This is a genomic window from Acinetobacter legionensis, assembly GCF_048551735.1.
Taxonomy (GTDB): domain Bacteria; phylum Pseudomonadota; class Gammaproteobacteria; order Pseudomonadales; family Moraxellaceae; genus Acinetobacter.
This window is the reverse complement of the sequence record NZ_JBIMBV010000003.1, coordinates 38862-53859: the sequence shown is the minus strand read 5'-3', so window position 1 is coordinate 53859 and position 14998 is coordinate 38862. Positions and strand designations below refer to the sequence as shown.

The following is a 14998-nucleotide window of genomic DNA, read 5'->3' as shown; positions in this document are numbered from 1 at the left end:
AAACAAAAGCAAAACATCCAACAATTTCACATTTCTCCAATGTAATTTTCGATATAAATTCCACATAGTTTTATAAGAAAAATCAGGATTAAATCTTTATAATCATCACATCATGATAAAACTGGACAGTTATGACCCCTGCACAGGATGCTTTTGCTGCGCTTCGCTATCGAGATTTCTCAATTGTTACCATCAATCAATTTTGTTTAACACTCGCAATTCTAATTCAAGAAATTATTGTTGCCTATTCACTCTATCAAATTACCAAAGACCCACTCACCTTGGGTCTGATTGGACTAGCAGAAGCAATCCCGTTTATTGCACTGTCGCTTTGGGGTGGTTATTTTGCAGACAAGCTGAATAAACAAACTATTATGAAAGTTTGCTTATTTTTCTCCTTCCCTTTGCCATTGGTGCTTTGGTGGTTATTTCACAGTTATGATCATGGGCAAATTGGTGTGACTACACTGTCTTGGGGGATTTATGCGGTTATTTTTGGTTTGGGTACCATCCGGGGGTTCTACAATCCATCAGCAACCTCGTTAAAACCATTTTTAATTCCTCGTGAACTGTATGCCAATGGTGCAACATGGACCACGATTGGATGGCAAAGTGGCGTCATTATTGGCCCAATGCTGGGTGGTTTTATGCTGGCAGGAATCGGTCGTGAAAACAGCTTACTCTCGGTAGCGGTACTTTTATTTATTTGCTTCTGTCTGATTAACTTGTTAAAGAAGCGTACTTTTCCCACCATGGAACAAGACAATCTTTGGGGCAGTTTAAGTGAAGGCTTTCGCTTTATCTGGAAAACTAAAATTGTACTGTGGGCCATATCTTTAGATTTGGTTTCAGTCTTGTTTGGTGGTGTGATTGCCCTACTTCCTATTTTTGCAGAAGATATTCTTAAAGTAGGACCTGAAGGTTTAGGTTATTTACGTGCAGCCCCTTCTATTGGCGCGTTAATAACCATGATCGCTTTAACCAAATTTCCACCCACACATCATGCTTGGCGAAATATGCTGATTGCCGTTGCAGGTTTTGGGGTGTTTACCATTATTTTTGCATTCTCAAGCAACGTATGGCTTTCTTTATTTGCTTTGGCTATGACAGGTGCTTGTGACAGTATCTCAGTGGTTGTACGCCAAACCATTTTACAAGTTTACCCTCCTGAAAATATGCGTGGCCGTGTCGCCGCAGTGAATGGGATGTTTGTTTCATCGAGTAATGAATTGGGTGCATTTGAATCTGGGCTGGCTGCAAAATATTTAGGAACAATCACTGCCACAGTATTTGGTGGATGTATGACCTTGGCCGTCGTCGCAATAAGTTGGGTAAAAACCTCTGATTTATTTAAAGTAGACATTACCAAAGGCCAAGAGTAATGTGTTTGGCTGAATAAAAAACAGTAAAAAAATGCACCTTCGGGTGCATTTTCTATTGCGAGAATACAAAATTCGATAAATACTTTGCGCAATTAAACTACTCTCATGCGTATTAAACTGCATGGATTGCCAAACCTATGAATAAAGCTCTTTTTACCACTTGTTTATTGTGCCTTTCAACCTATAGCTATAGTGCGGATAAACTTCCTACAATAAAGGTCAAAGGGGAGCAATCTGAACAAAATGATCCTCAGCATTTAACTACACGTATACAATGGGTCAAATTTCCCCAAATTCACTATCAAATCGCTGAATTAAAAGATCAAGATCGTTCAGCGATCATTCGTGTAAAAGCCAATAATGTTGGTGAAGTCACAGATGCTGATATCCAAGAGAGTACAGGCATCCGTGCATTGGATCAGAAACTTGTAGATGCTGTGGAAAATGCAAAAGTTAAACCCTATTCAAAAAATGGAAAAGCCATTGCTTTAGTCGGTTATCAAACATTTACTTTAACACTAGAGAATGCAACGGATCATGTTCAGCGCGCTAAGCAATGTACCTATAGTTTTAATTCAAAGAATTGGAACAAACAACAACTCGATAAGTCGGTTCCCTTTGCTTATTTAAAACAACCACAACTTACATTGGATCAACCACTATTAAAGAATAAAGATCGTACAGTAAAGTTTAAATTTAAAGCCAATAAACAAGGCGAAATTACCCAAGTTAAGCTAACTCAACGTTCTGGTATTAATGCACTTGATCAACAAGTACTTACAGCCGTAGAGCATGCATCAATCAATGTAAAACGTTCTTACCGGACTTTATGGATTTATAAACAATCCAGCTTCAATGATGCGATTCAATTTAAAATCAATGAATGTAAATAAATTCATAAAGATGCGTCTTTTAAGGTTAAAGATAGTTTTGTGTCTTTAGGGTCTGTTGACATTTCATAAATGGCTTACCAGCAGACCCTAACTTTCTATTAAAATAATCCGATATACACCAAATAGATAAAAACATATCTACCAGCTTTTGCAATGGTTACGATCAAAAGAAAACGCCAAAAGTTCTCTTTCATTAGCCCTGCAATCAGTGTGATTGGATCTCCGATAATAGGTGTCCAGCTTAATAACAGAGACCAAAAGCCATACTTTTGATATATTTTTTCCGCTTTGAGCATATTCTTTTCAGAAACAGGAAACCATTTCTTATCTTTAAACTGCTCGATTTTAAGTCCCAAATACCAATTCACGCATGAGCCTAAAACATTGCCAATCGTTGCAACAACAAGTAATAAATATTCAGAATGCTGGGTTTGTATCAATAATCCAATCAATACCGCTTCAGACTGCAACGGGAGTAAAGTAGCAGCACCAAATGCTGAAAGGAAGAGTAAAAAATAAGCCATAAAATTAGCTAAAGTTGGGTTTAGGTTTTAAGGTATAAGTCAAGAATGACAGGATAAAGGGAGCAAGAAAAGCCAACCAAAATGAAAGGTCTGATTTAAAAAACTTCTGCAACAATGTGAGTTGAGCTTTACCCTCTGAAATCGCTTGCCAATCGATTCTGATATGAATAAAGCCGTAGAATAAAACAATAAAATAAAGTGAAAGCAAAATGACTAAGATCATGGTATTCAAAATGCTTTGCTGTAATTTATTTTGAAAAATGCCAAAGAGCATAGCAAAAACCAAGCCTGAAACACTCACGATGCTCAAAATAATAAACCAGAAGTAATCATATGCGGAGTGATACTGCAAGATGCTACAAAGCATTGCTGTGATTAGCATCACGGCAAAAGAGATGAGGAAATGCCAAACAAAGTTTTGCTTCATACTCACCTCCTTGTTGGATTTACTACTTACAATTCAATCATCCTAAATCTAGCATTTTTTTTGTTTTACGATACTGAAAATGTGCCCAAATAATCGCCAACAACATAAAGATAATCCGAGACCATTGATAACGTTGCGCAATCGGGTCTATCACACTTCTAATCAGGGCTGACGCTTGACCATTTAATTCCTCTAAAATATTTTGAATATGCACAATTTCCGCAATATAGAGCATTAAACAACCGGCAATACCAAAAATGATACTCCAGTAAATTTTTGGATTCGTTTCTAATATTTTCGTAAAGTTCAAAAAGAAATCTTTCATGACTAAAGCCTACCAACCATCCAAAAATCGATTATTTAAAAAATAAAAAACCACGTTACGTGGTTTCTCATCTTAACATAAAATACATTTCACACTTTTATTGATAGCGCTCTTTGTATCGCTGGGCGCGCAGTTAAACGCTCAATATATTCTTTAACATAAGGATAATCCTCTAGCTCTATTTGCTGCCACTCATAGCGTAATACCCACGGTAAAATGGCCATATCTGCAATCGAATATTCACCAGCCACATATTTTTGTCCAATGAGCTGCTTATTTAAAACACCATACAAACGTTGAGTTTCCGTAACATAACGATCAATTGCATAAGGAATTTTTTCTTTAGCAAATTTACCAAAATGATGGTTTTGCCCTAACATCGGCCCCAGCCCGCCCATTTGCCACATTAACCATTGTTCAACTTCAACACGATCTTGCTCATCGCTTGGATAATACAGGCCTGTTTTACGACCAAGATATTGCAAGATTGCGCCTGACTCAAATACTGAAATCGGCTCACCATTTGGGCCATCTTGATCGACAATAGCGGGAATTTTATTGTTCGGTGAGATACGAAGAAAATCGGGCTGGAATTGGTCATTCTCTAAGATGTTGATGGGGAAAATCTGATAATCCAAACCCATTTCTTCAAGTGCAATGGTAATTTTATGGCCATTGGGCGTACCCCAATAATAGAGATCAATCATATTTCATCCTTCTGCGTTTTCACGTATTTTCTGAATTTTATTGCGTTAATCGGTTACTTTTATAACATGAATTTGCTTAATTCAGTATGCTATAAAAAGAGATTATTCTAATAATCTATTCTAAAATTATGTTATTGCATTTTATAAAATACAGCACGTTCTCATATTATGATACTAATTTCAAATATCTACTTCAGCAATTGCATCTATATATGTTTTGGCCTTTTCACCCACAAATTTACGCCCAGCATTGTTTCCCAATATCCACTCATCGGGATTAAATAAGTCAAATAAACCGACTTTCACTAAGGTAGGGATAGCGAGTATCAGTTCTTGCTCAATCTCTCCACGTAAACCTGAGTTATACAGATTGATATTATGCAACATGGTTGCCACTGTACCAGTTTGTACAGCACTACCATCCTTTAATTTAACCACAGGCAAGACCTCACCTGCTTGAATAATTTTTTGGTTAATACTCGATAATTCATTTGAATTTTGGATAGATGACATATCAATTCCACTCGATTCAGATTGATTTACTACCATTTTAACGTAAAAAAGCACCGCTTAATGCAGTGCTTTTTTAACAGATGAATAATTACTTTTTCTTTTTAGGTCCAAGTAACATACCCATTTGACGGCCTTCCATTTTTGGTGCTTGTTCAACAATACCAAACTCTGCTACGTCTGCTTCAATTTTTTGCAATTGTGCAAGACCCAACTGTTGGTGAGCCATTTCACGACCACGGAAACGTAGAGTAATTTTGACTTTGTTGCCTTCTTCAAGAAACTTCAGAATAGCACGCAACTTAACATTGTAATCACCAATGTCTGTACCAGGGCGCAACTTGATTTCTTTCACTTGAACTTGATGCTGTTTCTTTTTCGCATCTTTTTGCTTTTGCTTCAGATCAAATAAATGTTTGTTGAAATCCATGATTTTACAAACAGGTGGCTCTGCATTCGCCACGATCTCAACAAGATCAAGATCAACCTCTTCAGCAGCACGCAAAGCTTCAGCAAGTGAAACGATGCCTTTTTGCTCTCCATCTGCAGCAACGAGACGCACATCTTTCGCTTTGATCTCATCATTTAATGCAGGACGATTACTTTTAGCACCTTGTTGTTGGTTACGGTCAGGCTGTTTAATCTTTCTTACTCCACAATATACCGGCCGCGTTCGGCTACGGCTGCTTTCACTAGGTCAATAAATGCGTCTATTGACATAGTACCTAAATTTTTTCCAGAGCGAGTACGAACATTCACAGTCCCTTCCTCTACTTCTCGATCTCCAAGTACCAATAAGTATGGAATACGCTCTAGTGTACGCTCACGAATCTTAAAGCCGATTTTCTCATTTCTCAAGTCTGAAATTGCTCGAATTCCATTTTCTTTGAGTTTTGCGACGACTTGCTCACAAGCTTGCGCTTGAGAATCCGTAATATTCATGACACATGTTTGGATTGGAGCCAACCATGGTGGCATAAAGCCTGCGTAGTGTTCAATTAGTATACCAATAAAACGTTCAAAACTGCCAAGAATTGCACGATGTAACATCACAGGATGGTCACGATCGTTATCTTCTGTTACATATGAAGCGTCTAAACGTAACGGTAAGTTAAAATCACACTGGATTGTACCGCACTGCCAGATACGTCCTAAACAGTCTTTTAATGAAAATTCAATCTTTGGACCGTAGAAAGCACCTTCACCAGGTTGTTCTTCCCATTTAAGATTTGCAGCATCTAAAGCATCTGCTAAAGATTTTTCTGCAACATCCCAAAGTTCATCAGCACCCACACGTTTTTCAGGACGTGTAGACAATTTCATTTGTACTTCTTCAAAGCCAAAATCTTTATAAACATCTAAAGTCAGTTTAATAAAGTCTGCAACTTCTTTACCAATTTGTTCAGTTGTACAGAAAATATGTGCATCATCTTGAGTAAAGCCGCGTACACGCATAATCCCGTGTAACGAACCTGATGGCTCATTTCGGTGACATGAACCAAACTCTGCCAAACGAATTGGAAGATCACGGTAAGATTTTAAACCTTGGTTAAACACTTGAACGTGACATGGGCAGTTCATTGGTTTTACCGCATAGTTACGACTTTCTGAATGTGTCGTAAACATATTTTCTGCATAGTTGGCAGCATGACCCGATTTTTCCCACAAAGTGAAGTCTACAATTTGTGGTGTTTTAATCTCTTGGTAGCCATTGTCTTGTTGAACTTTACGCATGTATTGTTCAAGCACTTGGTAGATCGTCCAACCATTGGCATGCCAAAACACCATACCTGGCGCTTCTTCTTGCATATGGAATAAATCTAAAGCTTTACCAATTTTACGATGATCACGCTTTTCAGCTTCTTCAATGCGCTTGATATAAGCTGCTAATTCTTTTTTGTCTGCCCAAGCAGTACCATAAATACGCTGTAATTGTTCATTCTTCGCATCACCGCGCCAATATGCGCCAGAGATTTTAGTCAATTTGAATGATTTTAAAAATTTGGTATTCGGTACGTGTGGACCACGACACATATCTAAATAATCTTGATGATAGTACAAGCCCATTTGAGTTTCTTCAGGCATGTCAGCAATCAAACGTAACTTATAATCTTCACCACGTGCAGTGAATTCAGCAATCACATCATCACGAGGTGTCATTTTTTTAATGACATCATAATCCTGATCGATGAGCTTTTTCATGCGCGCTTCGATTGCAGCCATATCATCTAAAGTAAATGGACGGGGCATCCAGATGTCATAGTAGAAACCTTCTTCAATGACAGGGCCAATCACCATTTTTGCTTCAGGGAAGAGTTGTTTTACCGCATGACCCACCAAATGTGCACAAGAGTGACGAATAATTTCTACACCGTCTTGATCTTTTGGAGTAATGATTTGTAAGGTTGAGTCTTCGGTAATTAAATCACTTGCATCGACTAAGCGACCATTTACTTTCCCAGCAACTGTATTTTTAGCCAGTCTAGGTCCAATACTTTGAGCAACTTCCATAACGGAAACAGCTTGATCAAAACTTTTTTGATCGCCATTTGGCAATGTGATAATAGGCATATTTAAAAATCCTTAAGGAGTGATGCCCCGTACAATGGAGCATGTCACCGCGAGATTATGATCGAGGAAAATCCTCAAGATAAAATCGGTGGAACAAAATAAAAGTGTGTCAAATTTTACACCTTTACAGCATATTTATAAACCTTTGTCTTAAAATTATTCTTTATTCTGATTTAAATTGTACTTTTGATTATCCATCGACTCTCCCTTTTTAGCAAATTACTCTCTTAAGGTTTCCCACGCTTCAAAATCTCGATTTTTATAACAATATAATTTATGAAATTGAGGAATAATCGCTTCGCTTTGCGTGGGTCTTAAAAATACAAAATCATCAACAGCTATTTCAGTATTTTTAGGCACATTAACCATTTCTTGATTGGTACTTCGCCCATAAAGTGCATGCGGATGAATCCCCCGCGGATAAACATAATGGGCCATCCAATATCCACCATACACAAATAAGGCTTTAGAGCTATGTGGTAATTTATCTAAAACGGCTAATCCAGGTAACTGGGTAAATGGCAGCACTTTTAAAACAGGGGTTGAAATCCATAGTGCAGCTTGTAAAACACTTAAACCATCACTGTCAAAGTCACTTGGTTTGAGTAACATAGAGCCAAAAGAAAGATCATTACAGACACTTTGCTCCACGTGGAGGTAAAATGTAGGGCTACCGCCACCGTTAAAACAAAGATTAGCTCGCCATAAATGTGGAAATTGCTGTTGAATAATATTTTTATAATTTTGATAAATGTCTTGTGACTCTCGATAGGCAACATCAATCTTTTTAATCACTGAAGGCAGCTTCGTCACATGAGCATCATACCCCATCAAGCCAGCAAGTGCTAAATACTCAGGATGTTGCTCAATCAATCTTAATATTTCGATCAGTGCAAAATCAGAACGAACACCACCGCGATGTAAACCCACATCAATTTCAATATTGATTTTAAGCTTTAAACTAAACTGTTTTGCAACATCAAGATATTGTAATAAACGTGCTTTAGAATCAATTAACCATTGTATATCGGCTTGTCTGCAATTGTGATTCATCGCATAAAAATGCTGAACTATACTCACAGGCATCGGTTTCCCAAACAATACATCTGCATCCGAAAAGTTCTCAAGGATGGGGGAAAGCTGTGGCATGTGAAATAGCATAAATCGTTGAGTCGAAAGCTTTAGACTAATGTTTTTTAATAATGCTAAGCATGCCAAAGACTTTACCACGAGGCGTGGTTGCAAATGGCTAGCGTATTTAAGCTTTTTGGCAACGTACTGTAGATTTTGTTCAAGCGCCTGATCATCAACAATTAATCGAGGTAATGCACCATTTGACTGTTTTAAATCACGATTTAATTGCTCAAAAAAGTTGTTCATAGTCTACCTTTATGGTCTATTTTAGTTTTACCCATTCACTTAATTTTATCCATTATTCAGATAAGAATAGCTTTTCTAAATAAGGATTTAAAAACTTTCCGCTTGGATCAAGTCGTTCTCGCAACTGCATAAAGGCATCCCACTTAGGGTATAAGGTCTGAAGTTGTGTTGCTGTCATACTATGCATTTTCCCCCAATGTGGTCGTCCCTGATAATGTTGCAAAATCGACTCAACTTCATCAAATAATTGTCTAGGTGCTTGCTTATGATATTGGTGTACTGAGATGGAAATAGAGTCCCGCTGATAAAACGGACTCAACCAAATATCATCACCTTTGACAAATCGAAACTCCACAGGGAAAAAGGTTTGTATTTTTGAGTTTTTTAGCGCTGCTAGAACAGCTTGCAAACATTCCACACCCAATTCAACTGGAACCTGATATTCCATTTCATTAAATTTCGTTTCACGCGGTGTCGGGAAAATCTTGCCTGACCAATCAACAAATGTGCTTGGCTTAATAAAAACGCCTAAGAGCTTTTGTAGTTTTGGATTCAATGCCGGAAAAGATTTGGTTAACTCGCAACATAAGGTTAATAACGTATCTTCAGATGGCCATGATTCAGTTCTTGGTTGAATCTCATCTTCAGTAATATCTAAGGTTTTTAAAATCAACTTATCTGCATGAGAAAATGCAAAACACTCAATATGCCGATATTGTGCTTTCCATTGGTCAATATTTTGAATAAAGTCTTGGACCGCGCACAGTCTAACTTGCTCTTTGAGTTTATAACGTGGTTTATTTTGCATGGTGATTTTAGTCAAAATCCCTAAACTCCCTAAAGACACTCGTCCTGCAGCAAAAATATCTGGATTTTCATGGTGATTACAATGAAGTGTTTCTCCTGATGCTGTGAGTAATTCAAATGCTTGTACATAACCGGAAATGCAATATAAGCCTATGCCAGTACCATGGGTTCCTGTTGAAACAGCACCAGCTAAACTTTGCTGGTCAATATCACCCTGTTGCATTAATGACTGTTGCATCGGTTCTAAATATTGCCCTAAATTAAATAATCGTGTTCCCGCCCAAATACTGGCTTGAGCAAATTCAGTATTGACTTGATCCACACCAGAAAGACCATCCAAAGACAGCAATGTTGCATCAGTACACACCAAAGGTGTAAATGAATGACCTGCTCCCACCACCCGAATCTTTGCTTGGGTTTCGACAATGTGTTTTAACTCGTCAAGACTATCAGGCTTTAAAATCAGCTCAGGGTGAGACTGTTGATAGCCCGACCAATTGTTCCATTTTTGCTGATTTGATTTGTGCTTGTTTGGTGCTTGATTAATCAACTGATTCATAATGCTCATCCTTTAGCGTACAGCAGTTTTTAAATTGCCGTGATTTGTTCTTTTTTCTATTTCGTGTAGTGGAATCGTTGATGGGCGTGTGACTTGATCATATTCGCGTTGAGATTTATCTAGATTTAACTGCGCTGCTAATTGCCAAAATTTGTACTGAATTGCAGCATGTGTCCATTGGCCATATAAGGTATGTGCACCTTCATAAGCTTGTTGCTGATATTCTTCATTGGTGGTGATATAGCCCATATAATCATTGCAATAAGACACCAAACCAACCTTTGAAATACCCCGATAGATTGCAAACTGTTTTGTCACAGTCTGAATCACTCGTTGCCCTGCTGTTGTAGTTATTTCTCCGGGGCAACAAATCAAGGCCAATTGACCAATTTGGATTATCTGTAGCGGAATAACACTCGGAACCAGTGGGCTATCTTGAATGGCACCAGCTTTGACTTGGCGATTCATTTCTGCAATTAAAGGATCAAAAATACTTGGGGGAAAATCTAAATGTTGACCCAACAACTGATTGTCAGGACTTTCTAAAACAATCTCTTTCGGGAATTGTGAGTCATAGAGTGCTTTATATTTGCTGTAATGTGGAGAATTCGAGTTTACTAAACGTTGCTTACGTACTCGCTTAGCCAGTAAAGACATCACTTTAAGAATCGCTTTAGGTGTCCCCTTACCATCTATAGGCGTTCCCCCAAAGAAGCCGACACCATGACAAGCTGCACTGGTTTTAGCCCCTTGGATTCCCTGACTAAATTCACTTGGCACATCAACTTGACTCAGATCTACATAGGATAAAACAGCATCGATACCACCTTGGAGTAAACATGCTTCCATTACTATGTTGGTATTTTTTTCAATCGGTGTAGTCAGTGCTTTAAGCGCAATTTCACTTTGAAAACGCCCATTTTGCTCAGCATATTGATATTCTTTTTCACCCTTAACTTTCTTGCGAATCGCATCTTGTTTAGGACCATGAAAATGTGGCGATACATCACCTGCTGTTGCTTGTGCAAAAATTGCAACAGGTTGTTGAATGCCTTGTGTTAATAAGTATTGCTCACTTAATGCCGAAGCATAGCCTTTATTATCACCATCATGTGCTTTGAGTTGGCTACTCAAACATGTTGCATGCACCCCAAATAATGAAATAAAAGAACATAATTGATCGTCCCGATAAAAACCTATTAATTGCATTTCACGGTTTAAGGCGAGATGAGTTTCTGCTTCGGTTCTTTGAATCACATCTGGGTTACGATTATAAGCCTGCAAGGATCTATTCCATGCCACAGGAATATCGTGAGGAAATTGACAACATTGATAACGAATTTCAGTTTCTTTCTCTGTGCCTATAGCATTGGAAATACTGAGCATGACCGCATTAATCACAGTTTCGAGATGCTCTGCTACAAAACCCGGAGTCGGCATATTATATAACGCTTCATACGCACAACCGCCTGGCCCAGAGTGAGTATGCGTTGCCATCAATACCAAATGCTGTTCATTAAATTGGTCTGTAAATTTTTGCTTTAAGCGCTCAACAACGCCGCTTCTTATCGCATATGTAATACAACCAAAATCCAGACAACAAAAAATAATCGGCTGTTCTAAAGCTAAACTACGAATACTAAATGATCGAGCAAACAAAGCTGTACGCTTTTCATAAGCACGATGCGACCACATACCATAACCAAACATGGCATAACCTTGCGGCTGAATGTTTATTTCTTGCTTATCCCACCCCACCAAAAACATATGCGATCATCCTTTATCTTTTTTATATCAGCGAACACGAGAAGTAGATTGAATCTTAATCAAAAATATGCGATACCAACTAGGGTAAAAGCAACAATAATATGGGGGGCGAAGCGGACTTTATGAGCTTGCAGCAAAAGGAAATTGCCAATTCTCAATTTTATATTCCACCAATGATATTGACGAGTTTGATTCATTATGCCGAACAACGACACTGGCAATATGACATTTGGTTTACAGCACAAAATTTAGATTTGGAAAAAATTCGCCAAGGGCATGGTTTTGTTGGTTTTTCAGAACTGTGTGAGGTTATTCATCTCGCAGTTAAAGATACTCAGCAACAAAATTTAGGTTTATTGCTGGGCAGTAGTGAAGGTTAGATTTCAATTGGTATTTTAGGCTTTGCCATGCAAGCCTGCAAAACAGTAGCTGAAGCATTGGAGACCGCACTGCACTATCATCCCATTTCAGGTAGTGTCTTAGATTTAACCGTCAATCTTGTTGATGATTATTGTGAAATTGAACTTTCTGAGCGAAGTAACTGTGGTGAGCTAAAAGCATTTTTCTGTGATGAAGTATTTGCCAGTATTATTACCTGTGTCAATATGATGCTAGACGATAGCTATGAGTTGGTGAGTCTGGAACTTAGCTACGATCATTCAGCATACCTCAATGATTATAAAAGAATTTTCAATTGCCCGATTTATTTTAAATCGACTAAAAATATTATCAGATTTAACAAAACACTCTTGTCGAGAAGACTCAAAAACTATAGCCCTGTCAATTATCAAAGCGCAATTCTGATTTGTGATCAAGCTTTAAAACAATTTGATCAAATGAATCAGCACAGTTTGGCAAAGGTATTAGCACATTTGATTGAAAGCCATCTACCTGAACGCTTTGATATGCAACTAGCAGCGCAATATTTTCATTTTAGCGAACGTCATTTACGGCGTTTACTACTCAATGAGGGGCTAAATTTTCAGTTATTAAAGCAACTGGTGTTAGAAAAAAAAGCCAAACAGTGGATTGAAGAAAATCAATCGATTAGTGAAATCAGTTTCAATCTTGGTTTTAGTGAGTTAAGGGAATTTCGTCGTGCATTTAAAAAATGGACTGGATCTTCGCCAACGGAATACAAAAAAGCGAAACTGATGGGTTCAGTTATTCGTATTTAAATGATGAGATTTTAAATAAGATTCTGAATAAAATCAGGATTAATATTTACATCAAATGTCCAAAATATTAATTTAATTCAATAAATTAAATATTACAAAATATTTAAACAATGGTAAAGATGTCTAACGATGTATATTTAGCTGAAATACTCGACTAAAGCCTAAATGAATTCTTATAGGCTTATGCATATCTTTTAAACACGGAAATTAGAACAAATATAGATGGAGCTAAACATGGTTAGTGCCTATGATCAATTACCACGTACCCCTGCAAACTTTGTAGCATTATCACCTTTACGTTATCTAGAACGTGCAGCCTACATTTATCCAAATCAAGATGCGATTGTACATGGCGCTCGTCATATCTCTTGGCGTGATACCTATACCCGTTGTCGTCAATTTGCCCATCAATTACAAAATCTTGGGATTCAAAAAAACGATACTGTTTCTGTTCTTTTACCCAATATCCCTGCGATGGTCGAAGCACATTTTGCAGTACCCATGGCTGGCGCCGTTTTAAATACCCTCAATACTCGTTTAGATGCCAAAACCATTGCATTTATGTTAGAACATGCTGAAACCAAAGTCCTTTTGGTTGATCCAGAGTTTGCGGCTTTAGCTAAAGAAGCTGTAGCGCTTATTGATCAACAAATCTATATCATTGATGTTGCAGATGAGGAATACGAAAATAATGAGGCTACAGCGCGTATTGGTCAAATTGAATATGAGGAATGGCTAAAAGGTGGCAATGCAGATTTTGAGTGGCATTTACCTCAGGATGAATGGGATGCGATTAGTCTAAATTATACCTCAGGGACCACAGGCAATCCAAAAGGAGTGGTTTATCACCATCGTGGCGCTTATATCAATGCTGCCAGTAATATCATTGCCTGCGGTATGACGCCACGTTGTAAATATTTATGGACACTTCCGCTATTCCATTGCAATGGGTGGTGTTTTGCTTGGACTGTTGCAGCCAATGGCGGTACCAATATCTGTTTACGTAAAATTGATCCTAAGTTGGTTTATCAACTCATTGATCAATACAAAGTTGACTATTTCTGTGGTGCACCGATTGTCCTTTCAATGTTGATCAACACTCCAAAAGAGCAACAAATTAAATTTAAACATCATGTAGAAGTAATGGTGGCTGGGGCTGCACCGCCTGCGGCAATTATTGAAGGAATGCATCATATCGGCATTCAAGTCAATCATGTCTATGGTCTCACTGAAACTTATGGCCCTTCTGCATTGTGTGCATCTCAAGCAGGTTGGAGTGAACTGTCTATTCAAGAGCAAGCTCAACTACACTCGCGCCAAGGTGTACCTTATCCATTACAAGATGGTATGCGTGTGTTGGATGCTGAAACGATGCAACCTGTGCCTAATGATGGCAAGACCATGGGAGAAATTATGTTCCGTGGCAACATCGTCATGAAAGGCTATTTAAAAAATACTAAAGCCACAGAAGAAGCCTTTAAAGGTGGCTGGTTTCATACCGGTGATTTAGCGGTTTGCCAACCTGATGGTTATGCAAAAATTATGGACCGTTCAAAAGACATCATTATTTCAGGCGGTGAAAATATCTCATCTTTAGAGGTTGAAGAGGTTCTTTATACTCATCCTGCAATTATGACAGCGGCAGTGGTTGCGCAACCCGATCCGCGTTGGCAAGAAGTTCCTTGTGCCTTTATAGAACTTAAACAAGGTGCAGAGACCACACCTGAAGAGGTGATTGAATTCTGTAAACAGCATTTGGCACGCTTTAAAGTCCCTAAAAGTGTAGTGATTTGTGAGATTCCAAAAACATCGACAGGTAAATTGCAAAAATTTATCTTACGTGACTGGGCAAAAGAGCGCTCAGTGGGCGAGTTTAATTAGCCTACCCGTTTGAATCATCCAATTTACCCTCCTCTTCCCAGTAAAAATAAACGACTGTTTTTATTTAGAAGGTCATCCTGGAGAGAG

At 38.1% G+C, this 14998-nt stretch carries 13 protein-coding genes and 1 pseudogene; 4 read left to right on the top strand and 10 right to left on the bottom strand.

Annotated features, from left to right (window positions below; all coding sequences use genetic code 11):
* Positions 1-131: 131 nt before the first annotated feature.
* Both ACG9ZL_RS03550 and ACG9ZL_RS03545 read left to right on the top strand, forming a co-directional pair.
* Positions 132-1382, top strand: a complete 1251-nt coding sequence (locus ACG9ZL_RS03550; protein WP_419328076.1) for an MFS transporter — start codon at positions 132-134, stop codon at positions 1380-1382.
* A gap of 137 nt (positions 1383-1519) precedes the next feature.
* On the top strand, positions 1520-2275 hold the full coding sequence (locus ACG9ZL_RS03545; protein WP_419359092.1) for a TonB family protein: 756 nt from the start codon (positions 1520-1522) through the stop codon (positions 2273-2275).
* A 98-nt stretch (positions 2276-2373) separates the two neighbouring features.
* Here ACG9ZL_RS03545 and ACG9ZL_RS03540 read toward each other — a convergent pair whose 3' ends face one another.
* The 10 genes from ACG9ZL_RS03540 to ACG9ZL_RS03495 form a co-directional block, all read right to left on the bottom strand.
* A complete protein-coding gene (locus tag ACG9ZL_RS03540) occupies positions 2374-2799 on the bottom strand; it encodes a YqaA family protein (RefSeq protein ID WP_419359090.1) in 426 nt (141 codons plus the stop codon).
* Between the two features lie 4 nt (positions 2800-2803).
* Positions 2804-3226 carry an LTA synthase family protein gene (locus tag ACG9ZL_RS03535; protein WP_419359088.1) on the bottom strand — a complete coding sequence of 141 codons (423 nt, stop codon included), beginning with the start codon at positions 3224-3226 and terminating at the stop codon, positions 2804-2806.
* A 37-nt stretch (positions 3227-3263) separates the two neighbouring features.
* The gene (locus tag ACG9ZL_RS03530; protein WP_419359086.1) at positions 3264-3551 is read right to left on the bottom strand and encodes a hypothetical protein; all 288 of its coding nucleotides are present in this window, start codon (positions 3549-3551) and stop codon (positions 3264-3266) included.
* Positions 3552-3640: 89 nt separating this feature from the next.
* Entirely contained in the window at positions 3641-4258 is a 618-nt protein-coding gene (locus ACG9ZL_RS03525) for a glutathione S-transferase N-terminal domain-containing protein (RefSeq protein WP_336953380.1), read from the bottom strand.
* Between the two features lie 180 nt (positions 4259-4438).
* Positions 4439-4771, bottom strand: a complete 333-nt coding sequence (locus tag ACG9ZL_RS03520) for a DUF7709 family protein (protein WP_336953381.1) — start codon at positions 4769-4771, stop codon at positions 4439-4441.
* An 88-nt stretch (positions 4772-4859) separates the two neighbouring features.
* Positions 4860-5411, bottom strand: a complete 552-nt coding sequence (infC, locus tag ACG9ZL_RS03515) for a translation initiation factor IF-3 (RefSeq protein WP_336953452.1) — start codon at positions 5409-5411, stop codon at positions 4860-4862.
* Between the two features lie 5 nt (positions 5412-5416).
* Complete coding sequence (gene thrS, locus ACG9ZL_RS03510; RefSeq protein WP_419359084.1) at positions 5417-7339, bottom strand: threonine--tRNA ligase; 1923 nt, start codon at positions 7337-7339, stop codon at positions 5417-5419.
* Positions 7340-7558: 219 nt separating this feature from the next.
* Positions 7559-8719 carry an alanine racemase gene (locus ACG9ZL_RS03505; RefSeq protein ID WP_419359082.1) on the bottom strand — a complete coding sequence of 387 codons (1161 nt, stop codon included), beginning with the start codon at positions 8717-8719 and terminating at the stop codon, positions 7559-7561.
* Positions 8720-8771: 52 nt separating this feature from the next.
* On the bottom strand, positions 8772-10085 hold the full coding sequence (locus ACG9ZL_RS03500; RefSeq protein ID WP_419328081.1) for a D-arabinono-1,4-lactone oxidase: 1314 nt from the start codon (positions 10083-10085) through the stop codon (positions 8772-8774).
* Between the two features lie 12 nt (positions 10086-10097).
* Positions 10098-11852, bottom strand: coding sequence for a neutral/alkaline non-lysosomal ceramidase N-terminal domain-containing protein (locus ACG9ZL_RS03495; protein ID WP_419359080.1), 1755 nt, complete (start codon positions 11850-11852; stop codon positions 10098-10100).
* 122 nt (positions 11853-11974) lie between these two features.
* On the opposite strand from ACG9ZL_RS03495, the pseudogene ACG9ZL_RS03490 reads away from it, so the two are divergent.
* Both ACG9ZL_RS03490 and ACG9ZL_RS03485 read left to right on the top strand, forming a co-directional pair.
* Positions 11975-13030: pseudogene (locus ACG9ZL_RS03490) on the top strand (AraC family transcriptional regulator).
* A gap of 234 nt (positions 13031-13264) precedes the next feature.
* The gene (locus tag ACG9ZL_RS03485) at positions 13265-14911 is read left to right on the top strand and encodes an acyl-CoA synthetase (RefSeq protein ID WP_419359078.1); all 1647 of its coding nucleotides are present in this window, start codon (positions 13265-13267) and stop codon (positions 14909-14911) included.
* The last annotated feature ends 87 nt before the right edge of the window (positions 14912-14998 follow it).

What these genes read in the sequence shown, in the direction of transcription:
- ACG9ZL_RS03545 (WP_419359092.1), top strand. Translation starts at nt 1,520, where the DNA reads ATGAATAAAGCTCTTTTTACCACTTGTTTATTGTGCCTTTCAACCTAT.
- ACG9ZL_RS03530 (WP_419359086.1), bottom strand. Translation starts at nt 3,551, where the DNA reads ATGAAAGATTTCTTTTTGAACTTTACGAAAATATTAGAAACGAATCCA.
- ACG9ZL_RS03525 (WP_336953380.1), bottom strand. Translation starts at nt 4,258, where the DNA reads ATGATTGATCTCTATTATTGGGGTACGCCCAATGGCCATAAAATTACC.
- ACG9ZL_RS03500 (WP_419328081.1), bottom strand. Translation starts at nt 10,085, where the DNA reads ATGAATCAGTTGATTAATCAAGCACCAAACAAGCACAAATCAAATCAG.
- ACG9ZL_RS03485 (WP_419359078.1), top strand. Translation starts at nt 13,265, where the DNA reads ATGGTTAGTGCCTATGATCAATTACCACGTACCCCTGCAAACTTTGTA.
- ACG9ZL_RS03550 (WP_419328076.1), top strand. Translation starts at nt 132, where the DNA reads ATGACCCCTGCACAGGATGCTTTTGCTGCGCTTCGCTATCGAGATTTC.
- thrS (WP_419359084.1), bottom strand. Translation starts at nt 7,339, where the DNA reads ATGCCTATTATCACATTGCCAAATGGCGATCAAAAAAGTTTTGATCAA.
- ACG9ZL_RS03535 (WP_419359088.1), bottom strand. Translation starts at nt 3,226, where the DNA reads ATGAAGCAAAACTTTGTTTGGCATTTCCTCATCTCTTTTGCCGTGATG.
- ACG9ZL_RS03505 (WP_419359082.1), bottom strand. Translation starts at nt 8,719, where the DNA reads ATGAACAACTTTTTTGAGCAATTAAATCGTGATTTAAAACAGTCAAAT.
- ACG9ZL_RS03495 (WP_419359080.1), bottom strand. Translation starts at nt 11,852, where the DNA reads ATGTTTTTGGTGGGGTGGGATAAGCAAGAAATAAACATTCAGCCGCAA.
- ACG9ZL_RS03520 (WP_336953381.1), bottom strand. Translation starts at nt 4,771, where the DNA reads ATGTCATCTATCCAAAATTCAAATGAATTATCGAGTATTAACCAAAAA.
- ACG9ZL_RS03540 (WP_419359090.1), bottom strand. Translation starts at nt 2,799, where the DNA reads ATGGCTTATTTTTTACTCTTCCTTTCAGCATTTGGTGCTGCTACTTTA.